Source organism: Streptococcus cristatus (genome assembly GCF_008369405.1).
GTDB lineage: Bacteria > Bacillota > Bacilli > Lactobacillales > Streptococcaceae > Streptococcus > Streptococcus cristatus_G.
Window position 1 is genome coordinate 105,380 of record NZ_VSJJ01000005.1, and the last position, 25,000, is coordinate 130,379.

Here is a 25,000-nt window from a genome sequence, read left to right on the forward strand (position 1 = left end):
CTAGGCTGATTTTATCAGCTTTTACAGCCCTACTCAACTGTGCGGAGGTGGGACGACGAAATCGAATTCTAAAGAATTACCGATTTCTGTCCCACTCTCATTTTTATCTATCATGGCTGAGAAATATGGATTGCTACAACTGCTAGAGGAGAGTATTCTCTTCTATTTTATTGCTTCTTTCTAAAAGCGATCAAGCCAGCAAAGAAGGCAAGAGAAGCACCTAAAAGTGCAAGCAGAGAAGTTTCTGTGCCAGTTTTCGGCAAGACTTTTTCTGTCGAAACAGTCTCACTAGGACTTACTTTGTCCTGCTGTGGCTCTGCAGCAAGTGGTTTTTGACTCTCTGACGATGGAGATGTAGATGGAACTTGAACAAGCTTATTCGACAAGCTAGGGCTTTGTTCTTTTTGAAGCTCCTTAACACTGCCTTGAGACGGATTTTGCTGGATATCTTTACTTGCATTTTGAGGTTTTTCTTCTTGAGCTGGACTCGCCTTTTTAATCCGCAAAATTGTAGCTGTCAGCGGAGCTAGAGTCAAGCCATTGCTGTTTCTGGTGACACCTGCTGGATTTGAAATAGCAGAAACTCCTGCGCTATTGCCATCAGCCACAACCTCTGCACCTGCTAGATGCTTGTAGGTTTCACCAAAGTTGAAGTTTCGCTCCTTTTTATCCGCATTGACAAAGACTGCATAAATATCTCCATTCGAAGCAACCACTTGGTAGCCAAGGACCAGGTCTTCTTTCTCAACGCCATCCTTGCCAGGCTGGGTAATGAGGGTTACATTTTGATCCACTTCTGCTTTGGAACTGCGAGTGAAGGCGTCCGTTGATTTCCGCAGACTAATCAAGCCCTTCATATAAGCACGGCTCTTGGCATTTTCAGGGAATTTCTCCGCATCAGTCGCCTTGGTCCAGTCAAAATGATTGACCGCGTCGCTTGAATCATAGGAATCATGAATGAAATATGGGTATTCAAACGGCGTGCCGTCCTCATTGGTCAACAAATGCGCTTTATTTGGAACCTTGTCTTCGGAAACAGGATATTTATAGGCAGGATCACGGAATTGCTTGGTCCGACCGTATTCTTGTCCAGAGTGGATAAATGGGGTCCCTTGCGAGGTCAGCATCATCAGATTTCCTAGACGCATACGACGATGAATCTCTTGATTATTGGCAGCGACTGCTGGGTCTTTCTTAATCGACTGGGCAATAATATCAAAGAGGGTCAGATTATCATGAGCTGCGATGTATTGAATCACATCCCCTGGGCTATCCGCCTCAAAATTGGTTGGTTGTGCCTTGATATTCTTGAAGACATCTTCTACATTGCGTTTACCACCAGTGATAAAGGCTGGCGTTCCCTCATTTGGATAACCCGATTTCAAGGTGTTGCGAATGTCATCTGAGAAGACAGCTACTGTGTCTGTTGACTTCATCCAAGTCTGATCAGCAGGCTGGACAGCTTTATTTTCATCACCTGCATAAGTCTTCCAGCCCTCACCCAGCATAATGAGATTTGGATTGAGCTTTTTAGCTTCTTCAAAGGCTTTTTGGATGGACTCTGCATCGTGGTCTCCCATCATATCAAAGCGGAAACCATCTACCTTGTACTGCTCTGTCAGATACTTGATCGAATCCACCAAGACCCTTCTGCTCATATAGTGGGTAGTCCCCAAGCGGCCGCCACCAAAGCTGGATCTCGGTGTGCCATCCGCATCCATAAAGTGGTAGTAATTGGGCTCCAAGTCCTCAAAGATAGAGGTCTTGGCTGTGTGATTATAGACCACGTCCATGATAACGCCCATGCCATGCTTATGAATTTCGTTAACAAGATTTTTAAATTCCTCAATGCGCTTGGCTGGATCTGTCGGTGCACTGGAGTACATACCTGTCAGCGAGAAGTAGTTTTGCGGGTCATAGCCCCAGTTATAGTTGCTGTTGCTGGAAGCGTACTTGTCCATGCGCTCAGCATTTTTTAGCTCATTGACAAAGTAATAGCTCAGAACTGGCAAGAGCTGAACATGCGTCACTCCCAAGTCTTTCAAATAATCCAATTTCTCAATGAAAGATGAGAAGGTCCCAAATTGAGATTTTAAATCCTTTGAAATAGCTGGATCTGAAGTGAAATCACGAACATGCGCCTCATAAATCAAGGCATCTTCCCGCTTCTTGAAGTTTGGAATAGTAGCATAGGTTAAGTCTTTCGGTCCATATTCACTTGGATCTACAAAGGCCGCCTTAGCAATCTTGTAAGCATCCCCCTTGTCCGCATCTTCACTATTCCAAGCTGCCAAAGACTTAGCATAAGGATCCAGCACAAGGACTTTTTTGCCGCCACGGCTAATTTCATAATGATAGAAATATCCACGATAGTCAGAAAGACCTAGCCCGCTCTCAGGCGTCAAGCTGCTAGTCCATGTACCAGACTCACCCTTCTGCATAGCTATGCGCCCAAGGACCTTGTTCTGATCTTTCTTGTCATAGACCACCAAATCGACTTGGTCCGCACTTGGTGACCAGAAGGTCAGATCCACTTGTTTGCCCGCTTGAGAAACACGCGCGCCCAAATCACCATCATACTTGTAAAGGCTGTCCTTCAACTGCCAGTTCATGCTAGTTTTAAATTGGTCATTGCCATATTTGATAAGGTAAGGTGACTGAGCTTGGTTAAAATCACCGATTAACTTTGCGCTTTTATTCTTAGAATCCAGAACCACATCTTTAACAGTGACTTCTCCACCATCTTTGTTGGTAATTTTTAGGTTTTTCAGAATATCTTCTTTTTTAGCGTTTTCCAAGGTAGAGAAAGTCGCCTCAATCTCTGTCAGGCTAACATGCTGGGCTCCTGTCATGCGGATATCATTGACAAAGTAAGGGTTGGTATAAACCGTTGGATCCACATCACGCAAGAAAATCTGGCTAGTTTTACCCAAATTTGCGAAATTATAATCCTGTTTTTGAATCTTCACATCATCTCCTGACTTGCTTTCATCTAAAAGCAGGAAACCAACCATCTTTGCAGCCTCTTTCAGAGGAACATCTACATAGCGACCGTATTTCCCAGTCTTTTCAAAGTCCACGCCATCAGGCCAATTTTGACCTGGATGTTGCACATCTCCCCAGAGCCAGAGGGATTTCTTATCATACTGACCATCTGTACGATAATAATTGATCCGAAGCATTCCTTCTTTCAAAGGCTCGGATGTATGAGGATTGTAGTCTTTGTCAAACCAAACTTCATTCATCTGAGGGCTCAGTAACTCAACTGTCTTGTCTCCCGTAATATTTTGACCTGCCGTATTGTTGATTAAGAGACTAACCTTGCTTCTTTTCTCTGCCATCTTGACATCAAGGTAATAGCCATAATCATCTTTTTTAGCTGTCGCAAAACTAGTCGCACCAGTCGGCCAACCTCCCTTTTGACCAGAAGGAGTTTCAACATCATCCCAAGTCCATAAGCCTAAGCTACCCAGATTCTCGGATGGTAGATTTTTGAAATGGAAACGCATATGGCCATCTGCGATAGCATCCTTTGTCGATGTCTCCGACTGGCTAGTTGACGCTGGCTTTTCTTTCTCGTCAGAAGCAGCTGTTTCCTTTGCTTCTTTCCCAGCTGCTTCTGGAGTCGCACTAGAGTCTGCCACCTTTGTCGGTTGGGCAGCTTGACTTACTACTGCTTCAGGCTGGGCGCTTTTCTCGATCTCTCCTTTTTGTTCGCTTTCTTTTTGCGCTGGACTATCCACTTCCTCGGTTTTTGCTTCATCTGCTGGCTTAGGCAAAGCTTCTGAATTAGCAACTGATACTGCTTCCGTTGCTGGGCTAGTCGTAGCCTTTGTCTCATCCGCTTTTGCTAACTGGGCACCTCCAAAGAGGAAGCCAGATGCAATCACGACAGATGCTACTCCGACTTTTAAGCGACGAATCCCAAAATAATGACGCTTTTCACTGGTCCTAGACTGTAGATGATAGTTTCTTTTCATAAATAAAAAAACTCCTTTATTTTTTCCTATAGAAAATACGTATGCAAACGTTTTCTGTACCTATTATACAGATTATCTATCGAAATGTAAAGGTTTTCATAGATCATTTTTTATTCCAAAGCTTTATGTATGATTTCAGATTAGTTTCATACGAAATTCACCAGCTCTCTCTTTGTTGTTTAAGTTAATGAAACTAAATATTTCTTTAGACTCATCAAAAAAAGCTTTTCTTTCATAAAGCTTTTCTTTTAAAGTTTTTTTAATGTAGTTCAATCCCTGATTACTTTTTGGTGTTAGAATCACTACCGCTTTCCTTGGGCTATCACCTGCATTGCAATAGCACTGTCCGTTTTTTAGAAAGATAAGATTTCCCCAAACTTTAAAGAAAATCGAACTAATCTATACAGAAAAATCTTCTATAAATTCGAGCAATTGTTAAAACAATGATTAAAAATATAGCTATTATAGACAATACTATTTTCCCAAAACCTACTTCCGAACCGATTATAAAAATGTGAAAGAGAGGTGCTAATCCTACACCTATAGCAATTAGATAACTAGCAAAGTTTATTGAACCAAGACCTGCAAAAAAATGTTTCATTTTAAATACCCAACTTTTTACCTTTCATTTTATTGTGATTCTCTCTAAATCAGTTTCATTGTTTACTTCTTACCTTTTCAAAGAAATTTGATAGTAAATGTGCTCCACTGAGGGCTATTACTATGTCAATTGGTAAGAAATAGTAATCCCATATAAAATGAGACAAAATCAATAATAGAAATAGAATACAATCAATATAACTATTCTTAAAATGTTCTGCGATTTTATGATATAGAAATGCAATAATAACTGAAATCAAAACAATCGTCATACTTATTCCTCCTGTAATCTGCAAATAATCCATGTATTCTCCTGCTCTAAGCTCTTTCTCTTCTTGAAATTTTTCAAGTACCTTAAAGCTTTTAACAATACAATCTATTAGATACTTCCTGTTTCCTATTATATCAATTATTATTTAGTCCACAAAGTTTTTATGTAGAAATACTATACAAAAACAGACAGAAACTTTTTCAACATTATCAAGTTTACTAGCAATTTAAATTTCCCCATATAGCCGTATTCAAATAGTTATTAAATCCAAAGATCCCCCTCAAAAACTCTCTTCTAAAGAATTGCTCTTTAGGAGATGTTCTATTATCTCTTTCTTTTCTTACTTAGACTGACTAGACCATTCCTCATCTCTAAAAGACCTCGTAAAAATCGTAAGAAACGAAAGCGATTTGGCCTATAAACAGATATGAAAAGAGCGTTCGAGGTCTAGGTTGCTATGAATCTACAGGAAAAGTAGACGACCGAGGCCTAAGTTACCATGAATCTATAGGAAAAGTAACCAGCCGAGACCTAAGTTACCGTGAATCTATAGGAAAAGTGAACAGCCGAGACCTAGATTGCCATAAATCTATAGGAAAAGTGAGCAGGCGAGGCCTAGATTACCATGATTCTATAGGAAAAGTGAACAGCCGAGGCCTAGGTTGCCATTATTCTATAGGAAAAGTGATCGACCAAAACCTAGATTCCCATGAATCTATAGGAAAAGTGACCAACCGAGGTCTAGATTGCCATAATAGAAACTTTTTAAGCATTATCAGCAACTGCGACTATCAAAAAACAAAAAAACTGAGACAGTCGTCTCAGTCTTTTTCTTCTGTTATAAATTGGCTTAAAATACCATTGATAAACTTACTTGATTTTTCATCTGAGAATTGCTTGGAGAGTTCAATGGCTTCATTGACAGCTACTCGCTCAGGAGTATCAAACTCTGTGATTTCAAAGATGCCTAATCGCAGGATATTCTTTTCTACCAAGGTCAGACGCTCAACTGTCCAGCCTGCTTTTAAGTGCTGGGCAATTTTTTTATCCAATTCTTCCTTGGACTGGAGTACTCCTGTGACCAAGTTGAGTAGAAAGGCTGGGATACTGACCTCAGCATCTGTCTCCTCTTCGTCCTTATCGTAGGTATAGGCAAAGCGGCAAGATTCAATGGCATCCCCTTCATACTCCAGACTCATCAAAGCCTGAAAAGCCCGCTGACGTAGCTCTCTTCTAGATTCTAACAAAACATCAGTCATTGAGGAAATCCTCATCAAATAGATCTTTCAAATCTGGTTTTGGTGATTTTTCTGGAACAATGCCTGCCACATGGATATTGACAGCAGACAGCTCTACTTCAGCCATATCGCTTACAGCACTCTTGACTGCTTTTTGGATTGCAACTGCAACTGTTGGTACACTGATACCATACTCCAGATATAGGTAGATATCCACTGTTATGTCGCCACTTTCATCCGTATGAAGCGCAACACCACGTCCAAGCGTACGCATAGAGAGGCTGTCTGACATGCTTTTATTTGCAAAAGAATGAACGCCCTCTACCTTAGCCGTAGCAATGGCAATAATTTTTTCCAAGACTCGTGGCGCAATAACGATTTCGCCTAATTGTTCGTTTGCCATAAGAATTCCTTTCTATATGAAAGATTGAAACTACGCACGAGAAACGTAAGTTCCTTCTGCTGTATTGATGACCAGTTTTTGTCCAACTTCGATGAAGTCTGGCACGTTGACAACAAGACCTGTTTCAAGAGTTGCTGGCTTACCAGAACCTGTTACAGTAGCACCCTTGATAGATGGTTGTGTTTCTGTTACCACCAATTCAACAGTTGTAGGTACTGTCACACCGATCACTTCTGATCCGTAGAATTGGATTTTCACGTCTGAGTTTTCAAGGATGTATTTCAATTCTTCTTCTACGTTGACTACTGGGATTTCGTATTGGTCATAAGTCTCAGTATTCATGAAATAAGCAGTGCCATCCATTTGGTACAAGTATTGTGCTGGTACTGTTTCGATGATAGCTTGTTCAAATTTTTCTTCTGGACGGTAGCTAGTCTCAAATGTAGAACCAGTACGAACATCACGCAATTTCATACGCATGATGGTATTTCCCTTACCTGGTTTGTGGTGGCTTGCTTCCAACACGCGGATCAATTTACCATCTGCAGTTTCAAAAGTCATTCCAGCTCTCAGCTTGCTTGCTTCAATCATTTGTTTTTTACCTCTTTAATAAATAATTTACTCTTTATTCTACCATAAAGCTTGATAATTCTCAAATCACAATCAATTCTTTTGGAGCGAGGGTCAAGACCTCACAACCAGTCTCTGTAATCAGAAGATCATCTTCGATCCGAACGCCGTATTTGCCATCCAGATAGATGCCCGGCTCATCAGTCAAGACCATGCCAGCCTTGATTGGCTCTTCTGATTTGCCAAAGTAAGGAATCTCATGGATATCCAGACCAATTCCGTGACCAATCCCGTGGCTGAAGTAAGGTCCGTAGCCTGCATCGTTGATAATTTGACGAGGAATCCGGTCAAAATCAATACAGCTGAGTCCAGCTTTAGCCGCTTCTATCAAGGCTTGATTGCTGCGCAGGACAATATCATAAATTTCCCGCTCTTCATCTGTCACCTGCCCCACATGAACAGTCCGCGTCATATCGCTGACATAGTGATTGTAGTAGCAGCCAAAGTCCATGGTCAAGGTTTCACCATTTCGAATGACCTTGTCACTAGCCACGCCATGTGGCATAGCAGAGCGGTAGCCCGAAGCGATGATAAAGTCAAAGGAGGCACCTGAAGCACCTAGCTGGCGCATGCAAGCGTCCAAAAAGTTCATGACAGCCAACTCCGTCGTCTCACCAGGCTTGATAAAGTCCAGCACATCCAAGAAGGCTTGATCCGAAATCTGGCAGGCCTTGCGAATGGTCGCGATTTCTTGTTCATCCTTAATCATGCGCAGCTTTTCAATAAAACCTGTCATCGGCACCAGTTCATGAGTAGCAAAAACACTTTCCAGCATTTTAAAGTAAGCATAGGAAATCTCGTCATCAAAGCCAATTTTTTCCAGCTTGTCGTCCGCAACGATTTTGGCAATTTCCCCAATCGCATCGCGCGTTTCCACAATGTCAAAGCCCTGAACCACTCCTTTAGCAATCAGGGTATAGCGCGCATCCGTCAGGAAAATTCGGCGCTTTTTACTGATGAAAACCGTCGCTTCTGTTCCGCTAAAGCCGGTCAGATAGTAAATATTCTTCAGATTTGTCACTAGAACAGCATCACATTCCGTCTGAGCTAATGCAGCTTCAAATTTTTCAACTCTTGATAACATGAGGTACCTCCGTAAAATAAAAATTCTGCTGATGAAGAGTCGTTACTCTTCGTCTTTTGTTTCTTTTTGCGCCTTTTCCACATTGCGCTGATAAGCCTGAATCTGTCGCTCCAACTCCCGTTCGATCGCTGGTTCTGGCGCATATTTCTCTTCCCAGTCATCTGGTTTGAGGATTTTATGGGTCACTGGATCAAAATGCGCTTTTCCATCTGGAAAAATTTTCCCCATATTAGCCTGATGGACAATATCGAAAATCCGCTCGGGATCGACTCCCATCAAGACAAAGCTACCATAAGTAAAGTAGAGCATGTCGATCAGGGCATCGACTTGCCCAACTAAGGAAATTTCTGCCTTGCTCTTGCTACGAACCTTGGCAGCAGCCTTATCTAAAGCCTCGTGCATTCTAGCCATCGACTGATCAAATTCTTCCTCTGAAGAGCTGGCAGCTCTGAGAAATTCAACTACCTCTTCCAGCTTAAAGTCAGCGCGGTGCCGTGCTTCTTCTGGTGTCCAAGCGATGGGTTCTTCCTGCGTAGACTCATCCATGACACCATGGAAAGTCTTGACCTTATTGAAGTGGTGATCGCGAGACACAAAGACTTTCTCACTGGCCAAAATACCGAAATGTTCCAGCGCACGATGAATCCCATCCTGACTGTTGCTGCTCGTCGTATGCTTGGCTACTTCCTTGACAGAGCTGGTGCCATTTCCCATGGCAATAGACAAGCCAACTCCCGACAGCATTTCCAAGTCATTGTCTGAATCTCCGAAGGCCATGACCTGATGGATATCAAAGCCGTATTCTTGACCGACTAGACGAATCCCCTCCAGCTTGGACATCCCTTGATTGATGATGTCCGCTGCATAAGGACTCGAACGAGTAAATTTTAAATGCGGGAAATCCGCTTCAATCTTTGCACTCTCAGCTGGATCCGCCAAAATCAGAACTTGATAGATAGGCTCTTGAATCAATTTCAGCAGATCTTCTTCATGCTGAGGAAGGGCCTTACTTACAATCTTGTTAAAACCATGGCTTACCGTCCGAGTCATCTTCCTAGGAATAAACTGGGTAGCCCACTGTGAAAAAGAACTCATACCAAAGGTCATGATTTTTGAACCTTGCATGGCCTGTTCTGTCCCCAAGGAAATTTCTTTTCGGTGTTCCTTGGCATAGGCAATCAAATCACGCAGGCTCTGCTTATCAATCGGTGTGGCAGAAACAACCCTGTCCTTTGAAAAAATATACTGACCATTGTAGGTGACAGCAAAGTCTAAATCCAGCTTGTCCATAAAAGGCTTGACAAAGAAGGGGCCGCGGCCTGTCGCTAAACCGACCAAAATCCCTTGTTCTTGCAAACTATTAATGGCAGCTTCTGTCGATTTCAAGACGGTTCGACTGTCATTAATCAAGGTTCCATCTATATCAAAAAAGACGGCTTTTATTTCCATTGATTTTCTCATTCTTTCCTTTTATGATACAATAAATTATAACACAATTCGCGGAGAAGCACATCTATGAATAAGCAGATTTTAGTTTTACATACTGGTGGAACCATTTCCATGCAGGCTGATGGAAGTGGCGCCGTCAATAGCAGCCAAGACAATCCCATGAACCATGTGGCTGTTCCCTTAGAGGGTATTGAAGTGACAGTGGTTGATTTCTTCAACGTTCCCAGTCCTCACATCACTCCCCAGCACATGCTCGACCTCTACCAAAAGATCAAGGCTGATGCTGACCAATACGACGGTGTGGTCATTACCCACGGAACCGATACTCTGGAGGAGACTGCCTACTTCCTTGATACCATGGACCTGCCTGACATCCCTGTCGTTTTGACCGGAGCTATGAGAAGTTCAAATGAACTCGGCAGTGACGGAGTTTATAACTACCTGACTGCTTTACGGGTAGCCAGCGACGAGAAGAGTCGAGGCAAGGGCGTTCTCGTCGTTATGAATGATGAAGTGCATGCTGCCAAATATGTCACTAAAACCCACACCACCAATGTCAGCACCTTTCAAACTCCGACGCACGGTCCTCTAGGCCTGGTCATGAAATACGAAATTCTCTATTTCAAAACAGCAGAACCTCGCGTCCGCTTTGACCTGACTAGCATTTCAGGCCTGGTACCCATCATTCCAGCCTATGCCGGTATGAAAACAGAACTGCTTGATATGCTGGATTGGCAAAAGCTAGACGGCCTCATCATCGAAGCCTTTGGCGCAGGCAATCTGCCAAAAGAAACTGCGGAAACATTAACAGAGATGGCAAAATCTGGCCTCCCCATCGCTCTCGTTTCACGCTGTTTCAACGGCATTGCTGAGCCTGTCTACGCCTATGAAGGCGGTGGTGTCAAACTGCACCAAGCCGGAATCATGTTTGTCAAAGAGCTCAATGCACCGAAAGCCCGCATCAAGCTGCTGATTGCCCTCAATGTCGGCCTAAGCGGTCAAGTATTAAGAGATTATATAGAAGGATAAAAACCAAGTTTATTTATTCGCTTGCTAAGGCATTATTTCTTGATTTTCCTTTAAAATGCTGTATCCTTCGATATAAAGTTCCAAGTTCATAAACTTTTCTAGCCTTAAGCAAAATTATCAACTGAAAAAGACTCCGAAATCATAAATCGGAGTCTCTTTTTCTTGTTTTTATGAATTTGGGTCATCCAGACTGCGGCCATGAAGACCTTTCTCGCGCTGAACTTGACGCAACTTCTCAGGTGTCACATCATTGCCATCTTCATCGACAATCTTGATACCTTCGATGTGATGGCGAACAGAACGACGGTAGCCTTCGATATACTCTTCACGAAGCTTGGCTTGTTCTACCTTTTCTTCACCAGTCAGACCGACTGTTTTTTTCTTTTTAGCCAGTTCGTTGATGCGTTCAATTTTTTTAGGATCCATGATTCTACCTCTCTCTTACCTTTTATTTGGTATTGATCTGATTAAATTGCGCCATTTGTCCAGCCTTAGCCGTCAAAGAAGCCAGGAGAGCTAGGCGGTTGTTACGCACAGCTTCATCTTCTGCCATAACCATAGTATGGTCAAAGAAAGCATCGATAACTGGACTGAGAGCAAAGAGTTGGTCCAAATTGGCAGCTAAGTCAGATGTCAGCTCTACTGCTTCAATGCCTGCAGCCAAGTCTTTTTCCTCTTGATTTTCAAAGAGTGCTGGATTGACATCTGTCTGGCCTTGGGCTTTCTCAGCAAGATTGAAAACCCGCGACAGGCTTTCCACTGCTGACTTGAAGTTGTCTTCCTTAGTTTTTTCCGCTAGAAGCGCAGCTGTTTCTACCAAATCACGTACGACAAAGTTAGTGCTTTGAAGAACAGCCGTCACGATGTCTTTCGGAATGCTGCGGTCCATCATTTTCTCAACACGGGCACGGAAGAAGTCCAGCACGGCCTCTTGATTGTCATAGTTTAAGCTATCAAACTTGAGGTCGTAAAGTCGACCAAGAAGCTGAGCCAAGTCAATGTTCCAGCCAAACTTGTCCAAGATACGCACAACACCTTGAGTCGCACGGCGCAGAGCATAAGGGTCATTGGAACCACTTGGAATCAAGCCAACTGAGAAGAAGGACAAAATGGTATCCAGCTTATCAGCCAGCGCCAAGACGGCTCCGACCTTGGTGTCAGGCAATTCGCCATCGGCTGAAGTCGGCATATAGTGCTCCCGAATGGCAGCCGCCACCGCAGCATTCTCACCAGCCAGAAGAGCATACTTCTCACCCATGATACCTTGCAGCTCATCAAACTCACCAACCATGCCAGTCAGCAGGTCAAACTTATAAATAGCTGCTGCACGAGCCAAGTCGGCCGTCTCATCCGCATCCAAGCCTGCTTCTTGCGCCAAGAGAGCCGCAATCTTACCCGTCCGCTCCATGTGCTCTGCTAGAGAGCCAATCTTTTCGTGGAAGGTCACATTGTTCAGCTTTTCAACCAAGTCAGCAATAGCCAGCTTTTGGTCTTCCCGCCAGAAGAATTCCCCATCTTCCAGACGAGCCACCAAGACCTTCTCATTTCCTTTGATGACATTTTCCAAATGCTCAGCATTTCCGTTGCGGACAGAGATGAAGTGCGGCAAAAGTTTGCCTTCAGCATCGCGCACAACAAAATAACGCTGGTGCTCTTTCATGGAAGTTACCAAGACTTCTTCTGGCACCTCTAAGTATTTGGCATCAAAATTACCCAAGAAAGCGGTTGGATATTCCACTAGATTCAACACTTCATTGAGCAGGTCTTCGTCAATCTCGATAGAAACCCCGTGCTTCTGCTCTAACGCTCGAATCTGCTCGACAATCATATTTTCCCGTTCAATAGGATTGGTAATGACAAACTGAGCCCGTAGGTCATCTTCATAAGAATCTGCTGAGGCAATCTGCGTTTCTTGACCCAAGAAACGGTGTCCACGGCTAGTACGACTGCTCTTGATATCCAAGAAATCCAAGTCAAAGGCTTGTTCATCTAGAAGTACAGTCAAAGTATGGACTGGACGGATATATTCAAAGGTGTTGTTGGCCCAGTGCATGCTGACAGGGAAGGTCAGAGCTTGCAGAACTTCCGTCACTGCGGGGATGATTTCCTCTACCGGGCGGCCGACCTCTTCCTTGGTCACATAGACATATTCTTCTCCCTTGATTTCACGGAAAGTAATGTCCTCAACCGTCAAGCCCTTACCACGGACAAAACCTTCGGCAGCCTTGGTAAAGTTACCATCTGCGTCCAGTGCGATTTTCTTAGAAGGGCCTTTGAAATCTTCGGTCAAATCAGACTGCTTGTCCGCCAAGCCAACTACGCGCACCGCCAGACGACGCGGAGTAGAGAACATTTCAATCTTCTCAAAGGTCAGACGATGGTCTGTCAGGAAGGCTACCATCTTATCGCGCAGCTGCTTCATGCTCGGTGTCACGACATAGGCTGGCATTTCCTCCAAGCCTAATTCAACTAATAAATTTTTTACCATGATTATTCTCCCTCCTCTGCCAAGAGTTTCTCACGAGTCTCTGCATCCAAAAGCGGATAGCCCAGACGCTTGCGCTCAGCCACAAAGGTCTTAGCCACGACACGCGCCAGATTACGAATACGGGCGATATAGCCAGCCCGCTCTGTCACAGATACGGCTCCACGCGCATCCAAGAGGTTAAAGGTATGCGAGCATTTGAGAACGTAGTCATAGGCCGGGTGCACCAGATGCTCGTCCAGACAGCGCTTGGCTTCTGCTTCAAACTTCTCAAAATTCCCCAAGAGCAAGTCTTGATCGCTGACCTCAAAGCTATACTTGGAATGCTCATACTCAGGATGCGTGAAAATTTCGCCATACTTAACACCATCAGCCCACTCAATGTCGTAGACAGAGTCCACTTCTTGGATATAAGAAGCCAGACGCTCCAGACCATAAGTTACCTCAGCAGTCACCGGCTGAGTTGGCAGACCTCCGACCTGCTGGAAGTAAGTGAACTGAGTGATTTCCATCCCATCCAGCCAGACTTCCCAGCCCAAACCAGCCGATCCAGTTGATGGATTTTCCCAGTTATCCTCAACAAAGCGGATGTCGTGCTCCAGTGGATTGATGCCCAAGAGCTCCAAAGACTGCAAGTAAAGTTCTTGGATATTGCTTGGAGATGGCTTCATGACCACCTGAAATTGGTGGTGCTGGTAAAGACGGTTAGGGTTTTCCCCATAGCGTCCATCTGCTGGCCGACGAGACGGCTCTACATAGGCCGCATTCCAAGGCTCAGGCCCAATAGCCCGCAGGAAGGTATAGGGACTCATTGTTCCCGCCCCCTTCTCATTATCATAAGCCTGCATGAGCATACAGCCTTGGTCATTCCAGAACTGCTGTAAAGTCAAGATAATTTCTTGAAATGTTAACTTCTTAGACATTTTTAACTCCTTTAGTTTCTTGAGGTTCTTGCGAAGCGTTCAAAAGGGAGCGATTATTTCCCTTTTGAAAAGCTAGTACATCGCCTAGATAAACCGCCCATAGCGGTTGTCGTTAGTCAATCGAACCTTTAGGTTCGTAATTGACTTTGGCGAGGTGAAAGGTAAGTTTCTTAGACATTAGTTACTCCTTTTTTTATTTCTAGCGCTAGGCCCATCCTCTGTTCTGTTTGAACAAGCAAAAGAACCACATCCGACAGTCCTAGGCTCTTCAACCTAGGGGCGTCAAAACGCGGTTCCACCCTAATTTATTACTTCATTATCTTTAAAAATGTTAACTGAAAGCGCCATCTGCACTGCTTCCCTATCTGGCTCCCACCAACCCAGACTCGCTAAAAAGTAGACAATGAAAATTCTTTCTAAAAACGATTATAGCAGAAAATAGATGATTTGTAAAATACTTAATAATTTTTAAATAGGAATTCAAAGTAAGTTTTTTCTATAACATAGGTTATAAAATTGAATAACTATCTGTTTTCATAGAAATTTTCAATAACTTTCATATATTAACCTAGTTACATTAATGATCTAATCTTCATCTAATTATTTAGTGAGAAGAAAAGATAAAAAAAGACTGATATAACGGCGTTTTTCACTAGAAATAAAATTTGAAAATAATTGTCGCTTTGACTCAGGTACTTGCATTTTTCATGAAAACGTTTTATAATAATAGTTAGCCTTAAAGTTTTCTTAAACTTAAGTCAAACATTTTATAAGGAGGAAAAACAATAATGAGTATTGGAATCATTATTGCCAGCCACGGTGAATTTGCTGCCGGCATTCATCAGTCAGGTTCTATGATTTTTGGTGAGCAAGAAAAAGTTCAAGTTGTAACTTTCATGCCAAACGAAGGTCCTGATGATCTGTATGCAAAATTCAATGACGCTGTGGCTTCGTTTGATGCGAACGATGAGGTATTGGTCTTGGCTGACCTTTGGAGTGGGTCTCCATTTAACCAAGCTAGCCGTGTCATGGGTGAAAATCCAGACCGCAAGTTCGCTATTATTACAGGTTTGAACTTGCCTATGCTAATTCAAGCCTACACAGAGCGCATGATGGATGCAAACGCTGGCGTAGATGCTGTCGTTGCAAACATTATCAAGGAAGCTAAGGAAGGCGTAAAAGCACTTCCAGAAGAGCTAAATCCAGTCCTAGAAAGCGCTGCTCCTGCTGCTGCACCAGTTGCTCAAGCAGCTATCCCAGAAGGAACCGTTATCGGAGACGGCAAGCTCAAAATCAACCTTGCTCGTATCGATACACGTTTGTTGCACGGACAAGTTGCAACAGCTTGGACTCCAGATTCAAAAGCAGACCGTATCATCGTTGCTTCTGACTCTGTAGCTAAAGATGAACTTCGTAAAGAGCTCATCAAACAAGCTGCACCTGGTAATGTTAAAGCAAACGTTGTTCCAATTGATAAGTTGATTGCTGTTTCAAAAGATCCACGTTTCGGTAATACGCACGCTCTTATCTTATTTGAAACTCCACAAGATGCCCTACGCGCTATCGAAGGCGGTGTGCCAATCAAGACTCTCAACGTCGGCTCAATGGCTCACTCAACTGGTAAGACAATGGTCAACAACGTTCTGTCAATGGACAAGGACGATGTGGCAACTTACGAAAAATTGCGTGATCTCGGAGTTGAATTCGACGTACGTAAAGTACCAAATGACTCTAAGAAAGATTTGTTTGACTTAATTAACAAAGCCAACGTTCAATAATCTTAAACGTTTCGCTCTCATATTATTATGAAAGGATTTAAAACATGTCTATTATTTCTATGGTTTTAGTAGTCTTTGTTGCCTTCCTAGCTGGTCTTGAAGGTATCTTGGACCAATTCCAATTCCACCAACCATTGGTTGCATGTACCTTGATCGGTCTTGTAACTGGTAACTTAACTGCTGGTGTTATCCTTGGCGGATCTCTTCAAATGATCGCTCTTGGTTGGGCTAACATCGGTGCTGCCGTTGCTCCTGACGCTGCTTTGGCTTCAGTTGCTGCTGCTATCATCATGGTTCAAGGTGGAGACTTCACTGACAAAGGTATCACAGTTGCAACTACAATCGCGATTCCTCTTGCCGTAGCTGGTCTCTTCCTTACTATGATCGTGCGTACTATCTCTGTTGCCTTGGTTCACGCTGCAGACTCTGCTGCTAAAAAAGGTGATTTTGCTAGCGTTGAACGCGCGCACTTTGTAGCTCTCCTTCTTCAAGGACTTCGTATCGCTATTCCTGCAGCCCTTCTTCTTGCTATCCCTGCAGAAGCAGTGCAAAAATTGCTTGCTATGATGCCTGATTGGTTGGCAGGCGGTATGGCTGTCGGTGGGGGAATGGTTGTTGCCGTTGGTTACGCTATGGTTATCAACATGATGGCAACTCGCGAAGTATGGCCATTCTTTGCTATCGGTTTTGCTCTTGCTGCTGTTAGCCAATTGACTTTGATTGCCCTCGGTGCTATCGGTGTAGCAATCGCTCTTATCTACCTCAACCTTTCTAAGAAAGGCGGAAACGGTGGTGGCGGTTCTGCTACATCTAACGACCCAATCGGCGATATCCTAGAAGACTACTAAGAAAGGAGCTGCTATATCATGACTGAAAAAATTCAATTATCTAAATCAGACCGTCAAAAAGTTTGGTGGCGTTCTACTTTCTTGCAAGGTTCTTGGAACTATGAACGTATGCAAAACTTGGGTTGGGCTTATTCTTTAATTCCAGCTCTCAAGAAACTTTACACTAAAAAAGAAGATCAAGCTGCTGCTCTTGAGCGTCACTTGGAATTCTTCAATACTCACCCATATGTTGCTGCTCCAATCATTGGTGTAACACTTGCCCTTGAAGAAGAAAAAGCAAACGGTGCAGAAATTGACGATGCAGCTATCCAAGGGGTTAAAATCGGTATGATGGGACCTTTGGCTGGTATCGGTGACCCAGTCTTCTGGTTTACAGTTCGCCCTATCCTTGGAGCGCTCGGTGCTTCTCTTGCTATGTCAGGAAATATCATCGGTCCACTTCTCTTCTTCGTTCTTTGGAATGCGATCCGTATGGCCTTCTTGTGGTACACTCAAGAATTGGGTTACAAGGCTGGTTCTGAAATCACAAAAGACATGTCTGGTGGTATCCTCCAAGACATCACAAAAGGTGCTTCAATCCTTGGTATGTTTATCTTGGCTGTATTGGTTGCACGCTGGGTAAACGTTAGCTTTGCGCTTCAATTGCCATCTACAAAACTCTCTGAAGGAGCTTACATCAACTTCCCTAAAGGTGCCGTAACTGGTGAAGAACTTCAAAAAATCTTGGGTGATGTTGCAGGCGGCTTGAGCTTGACTCCTGAAAAGACAAACACCCTTCAAGGACAAATAAACTCTCTGATTCCAGGTTTGATGGGACTTCTCCTTACCTTCCTCTGCATGTGGTTGCTTAAGAAGAAAGTTTCACCAATCACAATCATCATCGGACTTTTCGTTGTTGGTATCGTTGCCCGCGTTATTGGTTTGATGTAATCAAAAAAGAAGGTTTCGGCCTTCTTTTTATTATGGTATAATAGCTATATCATTTAAAAGGGAGATGTTCTATGGCACAATCGCAAAATAAATCGATTGAATTTCAAACGACAGGAGTTTCCTATCTGGGTTTAGGTGGCAAGGTTGGAAAGTTTTTGGTCGGTGATGTCGCACTGGAATTCTACGCTGACGCCAATGTAGAAGACTATATCCAGCTACCTTGGTCTAGCATCCAGCAAATCGGTGCCAATGTCTCTGGGAAAAATATCAGTCGCCATTTCGAAGTTTTTACAGACAAGGGCAAGTTTCTATTTGCATCTAAGGACACTGGAAAGATTCTCAAAATTGCACGGCAACATATCGGGAATGAGAAAGTCGTCAAATTGCCTACCTTGATCCAAACAATTGGCCAATTCTTTAAAAATCTATTTGCAAAAAAATAGAAAATCCTGTATAATCTAGGAAACGGATAAGTAAGACTATCGCTTCTTTCAGAAAGTCTGCGGGTGCTGCGAGCAGATAGGAGCCTAGTGTGAAATTCTACCGTTGCAATACAACTACATACATAATCAAGTGCACACCTGTGAAGTTGGATGGAACCGCGGCCTAGCCGCTCCAACAGTTTCCTCGGTGTGCTTTTATTTTTGGAGGTCTTATGTTAGATTTAAAACGTATTCGGACAGACTTTGATGCTGTCGCAGAGAAATTAGCTACCCGTGGCGTAGCAGCTGATGTGCTCAATCAAATGAAGGAAATTGATGAGCAACGACGTGATTTGTTGGTGAAAGTAGAAAATCTCAAAGCAGAGCGCAACACTGTTTCTGCTGAGATTGCCCAAGCAAAGCGCAACAAAGAAAATGCAGATGACAAGATTGCAGCCATGCAAAAACTATCTGCCCAAGTCAAGGACTTGGATGCTACTTTGGCTGAATTGGATGCTAAACTGACTGAATTTACTACAACCCTGCCGAACATTCCACACGATAGCGTGCCAGTCGGAGCAGACGAGGATGATAATGTAGAAGTCCGCCGCTGGGGTACACCTCGCCAATTTGACTTTGAAGCTAAGGCTCACTGGGATTTGGGCGAAGATTTGGATATCCTAGACTGGGAGCGTGGTGCAAAAGTTACGGGTGCTCGCTTCCTCTTCTACAAGGGCCTAGGAGCTAGACTGGAGCGTGCTATCTACAACTTCATGCTGGATGAGCATGGCAAAGAAGGCTATACGGAGGTCATCACTCCCTATATGGTCAACCATGACTCTATGTTTGGTACTGGGCAATATCCTAAGTTCAAAGAAGATACGTTTGAGCTGAGCGACACTAACTTCGTGCTCATTCCAACTGCTGAAGTTCCACTGACCAACTACTATCGAGATGAAATTATAGATGGCAAGGAATTGCCAATCTACTTCACAGCTATGAGCCCATCTTTCCGCTCTGAAGCTGGTTCTGCTGGTCGTGACACACGTGGTCTGATCCGCCTGCACCAATTCCACAAGGTTGAAATGGTGAAATTTTCCAAGCCAGAAGAATCTTATGAAGAGCTGGAAAAGATGACTGCCAATGCAGAAAACATCCTACAAAAGCTCAATCTGCCTTACCGTGTTGTTGCCCTTTCTACTGGCGACATGGGCTTCTCAGCTGCTAAAACCTATGACTTGGAAGTCTGGATTCCAGCGCAAAATACCTACCGTGAAATCTCTAGCTGCTCTAATACAGAAGATTTCCAAGCTCGTCGAGCTCAAATCCGTTACCGTGACGAAGAAGATGGCAAGGTCAAACTCCTTCATACTCTCAACGGTTCTGGACTGGCTGTCGGACGCACAGTCGCTGCTATCTTAGAAAATTACCAAAATGAAGATGGTTCTGTGACCATTCCTGAAGTCCTGCGTCCCTACATGGGCGGTTTGGAAGTCATCGCACCAAAATAAGCAATGAAAGGTCCGAAACAAATCGGACCTTTTCTTATTCTAGTTGAGGAGAAATCCAACAGTTCAAAAAAATGAACGAAATATAGGATTTTCTACTTTAAAAGAGACTGGGACAGAAATCGGTAATTCGTTAGAATTCGATTTCGTCGTCCCACCTCCGCACAGTTGAGTAGGGCTGTAAAAGCTGATGAAATCAGCGTAGTAGAGCCCACTCAACCACTGCGTCTTGTTCGACAATCCAAAGACAATTGAGAGGCTAGGACTTTTGTCCCAGCCTCTTTTCTTTTACTTAACGTGACTTGCTAACTCTTCTTGAGCTTTTTTATTTGATTCTTCTTTCTCTTTTTCCCATTTTTTCAAAGCCTTTTGATAATCAGCTACTGTCAGAACTTTATCTTGAAGCTCCATTCCCTTAAATACATAGACATCACCCTTGATACCTACATAAGAGTAGGCTTTGGTAAATGGTACAACCTTTTGAACCATTGGTGAAGCACCTGCAGAAATAGATGGGATCACAATGGAACTATCTGTTAACCAAGCCTGCGCTGCTGCATATTTCGTATAGCGAGCATTGGTATCTTGCTTTTCTGCATCTGCCTGATCCAAAAGCGCTTTGTAGTCCGTTAAACCAACCTTGGAAGCAAGGTCTTGGTTTTGTCCTTTTGTCAGACCAATATTGTCCAAGATATCCCCTGTCTCTGGGTTAAAGATATTCAGATAAGTCACTGGGTCTTGGTAGTCTGCTGACCAACCAGACATATTGAGGTCATAGTCCTTTTGGGCAGCTGTTTCTGCAAAGTAAGTAGAGTTATCAAAATCGTCTGATGACATTTGATGCACGTCAATCACAACGTTTTCTTGGCCTAGAGCTGCCTCAACAGATTGTTTGAAGGAATTCGTCCGCTGCACCATGATTTTATCTGTCTGGTCAACTGGTACATCTAGATGAATTGGAAATTCAACTCCCTGTGCTTGCAAAGCTTCTTTTGCCTTAGCAAATTCTGCCTTGGCCTTTTCTGGGTTGTAAATGCTATCTTGGGCATCAGCTAATTTGACACCTTGCCATTCATCCCCATAAGAAGCTAACTGAGATTCAACGATATCCGAGAAGTCCTTGCCATCTACTTGCACAAAACTAGGAGGTACAAGCAAGCTTCTGATGATCTTCGTTGCTCCTTCATTACCATTCATCTGGGCACCAAAGGATTTACGGTCAAAAGCAAAGTTGATTGCTTGGCGGAAGTCTTTATTTTGAATTGCTTCTTTGCTGGCAGCTTTTTGGGCATCTGTCTTAGAAGTGTGGCTATAAGCCTGACGATTCAAGTTAAAGGCATAGAAATAGCTAGTTGAGTTTTGTGGAGTAAAGATGATGTTGTCTTTATATTTCTTTTCTACTGATGCATAGTTTGAGCTAGTCGGATAGAGACGAGCTTGTGTGTAAGCACCATCAGTAAAGTTACGGATCAATGACTCTTGATCAGAACCATCGTAGTAAGTCAACTTGACATCTTCGATCTTCACATTGTCCTTGTCCCAATAGTTTGGGTTTTTAGAATATTCGATAACAGACTTAGAAGTAAATGACTTTAATACATATGGACCATTGTAGAGGATACCGGAAGGTTTCACGGTACCAAAGTCTTTGCCTTCTTTCTTCAGGAATTCTTCGTTAATCGGGAAGAGAATGCCCATCGTTGTCTTAGAATTCCAGTAGCTTTCTGGCTGATTCAGGGTGTATTGGACTGTATAGTCATCGATTGCCTTGACACCTACAGTAGAGAAATCATTGCTTTCCCCTTTGATATAAGCATCCAAGCCTTTGATAGAGTTTTGCACGATTGGTAATGCTTCCGATTTTTCATCTGCAGCGTGCTTAAGCCCTGTTACAAAGTCTTGTGCCTTGACAGCAGCATATTCTTCACCTTCTGCTGTGTACCATTTAGCATCCTTACGCAACTTATAAGTATAAGTTAGGCCATCTTTAGACACAGTCCAGTCTTCAGCCAATGAAGGGATAAGATTCCCATATTGATCATTTTCTAAAAGACCGTCGACCAAATTGGCAATAACGTCAGAAGTGGAGGCGCGATTGGAGTTTACATAATCCAATGTATCTGGATCTGTATTATAGACATAAGAATATGTCTTTGCCGAGCTGGTGCTTGACTTGCCACAAGCAGCTAAGAATAGCGCTGATGCTGCAACCAAACCAGTAATAGCCAACCATTTAGATTTTTTCATGAGCAAATCTCCTTCTTTAGATTATGTATTATTATACATCATTTCTAGACAAATACAAGTCTTATTTTAGAAAAATTTAAATTTCTATGCATTTTTCTTATTTTTATTGAAACAAAATATAGTAAAATTTCTATGCATTTTCATATATTTTCATAAACATGCAGAAAATCTTATAAATAAAAATTTGTTCAATATTTTACAAGGATTCTTGAATAGGATTATCAAAAATATCGGCTTTTTTATGTTACAATATACTTACTACTAACCTAGGGGAAAGAAATGAAAAAACTTTTTGTATTCCTACTGCTATTCTTTGGCCTGATTGCCAAGCCTGTTCTGGCAGATGACTATGAAATTGCCGCTAAAAGCGCCATTGCTGTCGATGCAAACTCAGGAAAAATCCTCTATGAAAAGGAGGCTACAAGCCCACTAGAAGTCGGTGCTATTACTAACATCTTGACTGCTTATCTGGTTTACGAGGCCATTGCTGATGGCAAATTAAGTCTAGAAACTGAAGTTGATATTTCTGATTATGCTTATCATCTGACAGTAAATCCATCTATCGCAAATCTTCCTCTGGAAGCGCGACGCTACAAGGTAAAGGACTTACTGAATGCCTCTCTTTTGGCCAGTGCCAACAGCGCCACTATCGCTCTGGCAGAAAAAGTTGCTGGAAGTGAAGAAAATTTTGTCAAAATGATGAAAGCCAAACTCAAGGAATGGAATATTTCTGATGCAACCATTGTAAATGCTACTGGTACGGATATTCGTTTACTAGATGGTTCGCTCGAAACTAGCAGTGCTGAGGAAGAGACTACCGAGAATTCTAAAAGCAAGAAAAAACAAGAAACTGTCAATAAGTTCAGTGCTTATGATATAGCTGTGATTGCCTCACATCTGATCGATGACTACCCAGAGGTCCTTGGCATCACTTCCAAATCTCATGTGAATTTTGCAGGAATCCAACTAGAAAATCCCAACTTAATGTTGGAAGGTTCTCCTAGTTTTCGGACAGGAGTGAAGGGTTTGAAGACAGGAGGATCTGAGCAGAATGGTGTTTCATTTGTCGGTGTGACAAGTGAAAAAGGGATGCGATTGATCACAGTCGTTTTAGGGGTCGCACAGGAAGATAACGACCCTAATACCCGTTTTGGCGTTACATCTAGCCTAATGACCTACGTTACGCAAAATTTTTCTCCGACGGTCTTGGTCAAAAAAGGCGAACGATATAATAACTCACAAGTAGCCATTAGAGACAGCCAAGAGGATAAGGTCGCTGCAGTTGCTAGTGAGGACCTAGTAATCCTAGAACGGATAGCCAATCAGGCTGAACATAAAGTCACCTTTACTCCAAGTCCACAGGAACTGCAGGCACCTTTGAAAAAGGGTAGTGTAGTGGGTACCCTTACTTATACAGATTCTGAGCCAATCGGCCAGGGCTACATCGAAAACAAGAAAACTTCTGTTTCTATGGTAACAGAAAAAAACATTGAAAAAGCTATCATTTTCAAAGTCTGGTGGAACGACTTCATCCGCTTTGTCAATGAGAAGTTATAAAAGAGATACCGCGAATCAATTGATTCGCGGTATCTCTTTTATAAACGTTTAACATAATCAAAAAAAGTTCTTTGAGGGTTAACTAGCAATCGAGTATTCCGCTACTGTTTAACAGGTCCTCTAAATCTTTTAAACACTTTGCTTAAGCAAACATTTATTCACAATTAAAAAGAGGTCAACGCCTCTTTTTATCCAACAGACCCTTCCATTTCATAGCTGATGAGACGGTTGAGCTCAACAGCGTATTCCATAGGCAGTTCTTTGGTAAAAGGCTCGACAAAGCCCATGACAATCATTTCAGTAGCTTCGGATTCGGACAAGCCACGGCTCATGAGGTAGTAGAGCTGCTCTTCAGAAATCTTAGAAACTTTAGCTTCATGCTCCAAAGCCACTTGCGAGTTGTGTATTTCATTAAATGGAATGGTGTCTGAAGCAGACAAATCGTCCATGATAATGGTATCACATTCGATATGGCTGACAGATTTCTTAGAATTGCGAGCAAAGGTCACTTGGCCACGGTAGTCTACCTTACCTCCGCCCTTAGCAATGGACTTGGAAACAATAGATGAGCTAGTGTGTGGCGCATTGTGAATCATCTTAGCCCCTGTATCCTGGTGTTGGCCAGCATTGGCAAAGGCGATAGAAAGCATGGTTCCACGCGCCCCTTCTCCATCAAGGTAAACAGATGGGTACTTCATGGTTGTTTTGGCACCCAAATTTCCATCAATCCACTCAACTGTCGCATCTTTCATGGCCCGTGCACGTTTGGTTACCAAGTTATAAACATTATCAGACCAGTTTTGAATGGTCGTATAGCGCATATAGGCGCCGTCCAGGGCAAAGATTTCAACAATCGCTGCATGCAAGCTGTTACTTGAATAAGTTGGTGCTGTACATCCTTCTACGTAGTGGACACTTGCTCCCTCGTCAACGATAATCAAGGTCCGCTCAAACTGACCGGAATTTTCATTGTTGATACGAAAGTAGGTTTGAAGCGGAATGTCTACCTTAACACCTTTTGGCACGTAGATAAAGGTCCCACCAGACCAGACGGCGGAATTGAGTGCTGCTAACTTGTTATCTGTCGGAGGGACCAGCTTAGCAAAATACTGCTTGAAAAGCTCTGGGTATTCCTTGAGAGCTGAATCGGTATCCGTAAAGACAATTCCTAGTTTTTGGAACTCTTCCTTCATATTGTGGTAAACCACTTCTGACTCATACTGGGCAGCCGCACCAGCCAGGTAGGCTCTCTCCGCTTCTGGAATCCCAATCCGCTCAAAAGTTTCCTTGATCTTCTCAGGTACATCATCCCAGCTTCTAGCCGGCTTATCAGAGGCCTTTTGGTAATAAATCAAGTCGTCAAAATCAATCTCGGACAAGTCCGGTCCCCAAGTCTGCATAGGCATCTTCTTGAATGTCTCATAAGACTTCAAACGAAAATCTAGCATCCATTCTGGTTCATCCTTGGCTGCAGAAAGCTCACGAATGACCGCTTCATTCAATCCCTTCCCTGTCGAGAGAACAGGTTCAACATCATCATGGAAACCAAACTTGTACTCACCGAGATCAATCGGTTTTGGTTCTACTCTTTCTTCTGACATAATTTCCTTTCACGTTC

Annotated in this window: 21 protein-coding genes; 7 read left to right on the top strand and 14 right to left on the bottom strand. The window is 43.1% G+C overall.

Annotation, left to right across the window (positions count from 1 at the left end):
- Positions 1 to 167 precede the first annotated feature (167 nt).
- The 9 genes from FXF62_RS05990 to FXF62_RS06025 form a co-directional block, all read right to left on the bottom strand.
- On the bottom strand, positions 168 to 3,980 hold the full coding sequence (locus FXF62_RS05990; RefSeq protein ID WP_149518048.1) for a pullulanase: 3,813 nt from the start codon (positions 3,978 to 3,980) through the stop codon (positions 168 to 170).
- Positions 3,981 to 4,115: 135 nt separating this feature from the next.
- On the bottom strand, positions 4,116 to 4,283 hold the full coding sequence (locus tag FXF62_RS10750) for a hypothetical protein (RefSeq protein ID WP_187984246.1): 168 nt from the start codon (positions 4,281 to 4,283) through the stop codon (positions 4,116 to 4,118).
- 91 nt (positions 4,284 to 4,374) lie between these two features.
- Complete coding sequence (locus FXF62_RS05995) at positions 4,375 to 4,581, bottom strand: hypothetical protein (protein ID WP_149518050.1); 207 nt, start codon at positions 4,579 to 4,581, stop codon at positions 4,375 to 4,377.
- A 55-nt stretch (positions 4,582 to 4,636) separates the two neighbouring features.
- Complete coding sequence (locus FXF62_RS06000; RefSeq protein WP_149518087.1) at positions 4,637 to 4,852, bottom strand: hypothetical protein; 216 nt, start codon at positions 4,850 to 4,852, stop codon at positions 4,637 to 4,639.
- Between the two features lie 820 nt (positions 4,853 to 5,672).
- Complete coding sequence (gene nusB / locus FXF62_RS06005) at positions 5,673 to 6,110, bottom strand: transcription antitermination factor NusB (protein ID WP_187984247.1); 438 nt, start codon at positions 6,108 to 6,110, stop codon at positions 5,673 to 5,675.
- Entirely contained in the window at positions 6,103 to 6,492 is a 390-nt protein-coding gene (locus FXF62_RS06010) for an Asp23/Gls24 family envelope stress response protein (RefSeq protein ID WP_015605684.1), read from the bottom strand. The genes nusB and FXF62_RS06010 overlap by 8 nt, the downstream gene beginning before the upstream one ends.
- A gap of 30 nt (positions 6,493 to 6,522) precedes the next feature.
- Positions 6,523 to 7,083, bottom strand: coding sequence for an elongation factor P (gene efp, locus FXF62_RS06015; RefSeq protein ID WP_149518052.1), 561 nt, complete (start codon positions 7,081 to 7,083; stop codon positions 6,523 to 6,525).
- Positions 7,084 to 7,144: 61 nt separating this feature from the next.
- Positions 7,145 to 8,206 carry a M24 family metallopeptidase gene (locus FXF62_RS06020; RefSeq protein WP_149518054.1) on the bottom strand — a complete coding sequence of 354 codons (1,062 nt, stop codon included), beginning with the start codon at positions 8,204 to 8,206 and terminating at the stop codon, positions 7,145 to 7,147.
- Between the two features lie 42 nt (positions 8,207 to 8,248).
- A complete protein-coding gene (locus FXF62_RS06025; RefSeq protein WP_149518088.1) occupies positions 8,249 to 9,655 on the bottom strand; it encodes a Cof-type HAD-IIB family hydrolase in 1,407 nt (468 codons plus the stop codon).
- Between the two features lie 66 nt (positions 9,656 to 9,721).
- Here FXF62_RS06025 and FXF62_RS06030 point away from each other — a divergent pair, with 66 nt between their 5' ends.
- Complete coding sequence (locus FXF62_RS06030; RefSeq protein ID WP_149518055.1) at positions 9,722 to 10,684, top strand: asparaginase; 963 nt, start codon at positions 9,722 to 9,724, stop codon at positions 10,682 to 10,684.
- A 168-nt stretch (positions 10,685 to 10,852) separates the two neighbouring features.
- On the opposite strand, the gene FXF62_RS06035 is transcribed toward FXF62_RS06030, so the two are convergent.
- The 3 genes from FXF62_RS06035 to glyQ are packed head-to-tail and all read right to left on the bottom strand — an operon-like array spanning position 10,853 to position 14,092.
- Positions 10,853 to 11,110, bottom strand: a complete 258-nt coding sequence (locus tag FXF62_RS06035; RefSeq protein ID WP_149518056.1) for a DUF896 family protein — start codon at positions 11,108 to 11,110, stop codon at positions 10,853 to 10,855.
- Between the two features lie 22 nt (positions 11,111 to 11,132).
- Complete coding sequence (glyS, locus tag FXF62_RS06040; RefSeq protein ID WP_149518057.1) at positions 11,133 to 13,172, bottom strand: glycine--tRNA ligase subunit beta; 2,040 nt, start codon at positions 13,170 to 13,172, stop codon at positions 11,133 to 11,135.
- 2 nt (positions 13,173 to 13,174) lie between these two features.
- Positions 13,175 to 14,092, bottom strand: coding sequence for a glycine--tRNA ligase subunit alpha (gene glyQ / locus FXF62_RS06045; protein ID WP_002893545.1), 918 nt, complete (start codon positions 14,090 to 14,092; stop codon positions 13,175 to 13,177).
- Between the two features lie 788 nt (positions 14,093 to 14,880).
- On the opposite strand from glyQ, the gene FXF62_RS06050 reads away from it, so the two are divergent.
- From FXF62_RS06050 to serS, 5 genes are all read left to right on the top strand, one after another.
- Positions 14,881 to 15,870 carry a PTS sugar transporter subunit IIB gene (locus FXF62_RS06050; protein ID WP_005591780.1) on the top strand — a complete coding sequence of 330 codons (990 nt, stop codon included), beginning with the start codon at positions 14,881 to 14,883 and terminating at the stop codon, positions 15,868 to 15,870.
- 44 nt (positions 15,871 to 15,914) lie between these two features.
- Positions 15,915 to 16,718, top strand: a complete 804-nt coding sequence (locus FXF62_RS06055) for a PTS mannose/fructose/sorbose transporter subunit IIC (RefSeq protein WP_005591779.1) — start codon at positions 15,915 to 15,917, stop codon at positions 16,716 to 16,718.
- A gap of 18 nt (positions 16,719 to 16,736) precedes the next feature.
- Positions 16,737 to 17,648, top strand: a complete 912-nt coding sequence (locus tag FXF62_RS06060; protein ID WP_149518058.1) for a PTS system mannose/fructose/sorbose family transporter subunit IID — start codon at positions 16,737 to 16,739, stop codon at positions 17,646 to 17,648.
- Positions 17,649 to 17,719: 71 nt separating this feature from the next.
- Complete coding sequence (locus FXF62_RS06065) at positions 17,720 to 18,091, top strand: DUF956 family protein (RefSeq protein ID WP_015605694.1); 372 nt, start codon at positions 17,720 to 17,722, stop codon at positions 18,089 to 18,091.
- A 212-nt stretch (positions 18,092 to 18,303) separates the two neighbouring features.
- On the top strand, positions 18,304 to 19,581 hold the full coding sequence (serS, locus tag FXF62_RS06070; RefSeq protein ID WP_149518059.1) for a serine--tRNA ligase: 1,278 nt from the start codon (positions 18,304 to 18,306) through the stop codon (positions 19,579 to 19,581).
- Between the two features lie 285 nt (positions 19,582 to 19,866).
- Here the strand turns inward: serS and FXF62_RS06075 are convergent, their stop codons facing one another.
- Positions 19,867 to 21,825: a peptide ABC transporter substrate-binding protein gene (locus FXF62_RS06075; protein ID WP_187984249.1), complete on the bottom strand. Its 1,959-nt coding sequence runs from the start codon at positions 21,823 to 21,825 to the stop codon at positions 19,867 to 19,869.
- A gap of 279 nt (positions 21,826 to 22,104) precedes the next feature.
- Here FXF62_RS06075 and pbp3 point away from each other — a divergent pair, with 279 nt between their 5' ends.
- Positions 22,105 to 23,382, top strand: a complete 1,278-nt coding sequence (gene pbp3 / locus FXF62_RS06080) for a D-alanyl-D-alanine carboxypeptidase PBP3 (RefSeq protein WP_149518061.1) — start codon at positions 22,105 to 22,107, stop codon at positions 23,380 to 23,382.
- 188 nt (positions 23,383 to 23,570) lie between these two features.
- On the opposite strand, the gene sufB is transcribed toward pbp3, so the two are convergent.
- Positions 23,571 to 24,983 carry a Fe-S cluster assembly protein SufB gene (gene sufB / locus FXF62_RS06085; protein WP_149518062.1) on the bottom strand — a complete coding sequence of 471 codons (1,413 nt, stop codon included), beginning with the start codon at positions 24,981 to 24,983 and terminating at the stop codon, positions 23,571 to 23,573.
- Between the last annotated feature and the right edge of the window lie 17 nt (positions 24,984 to 25,000).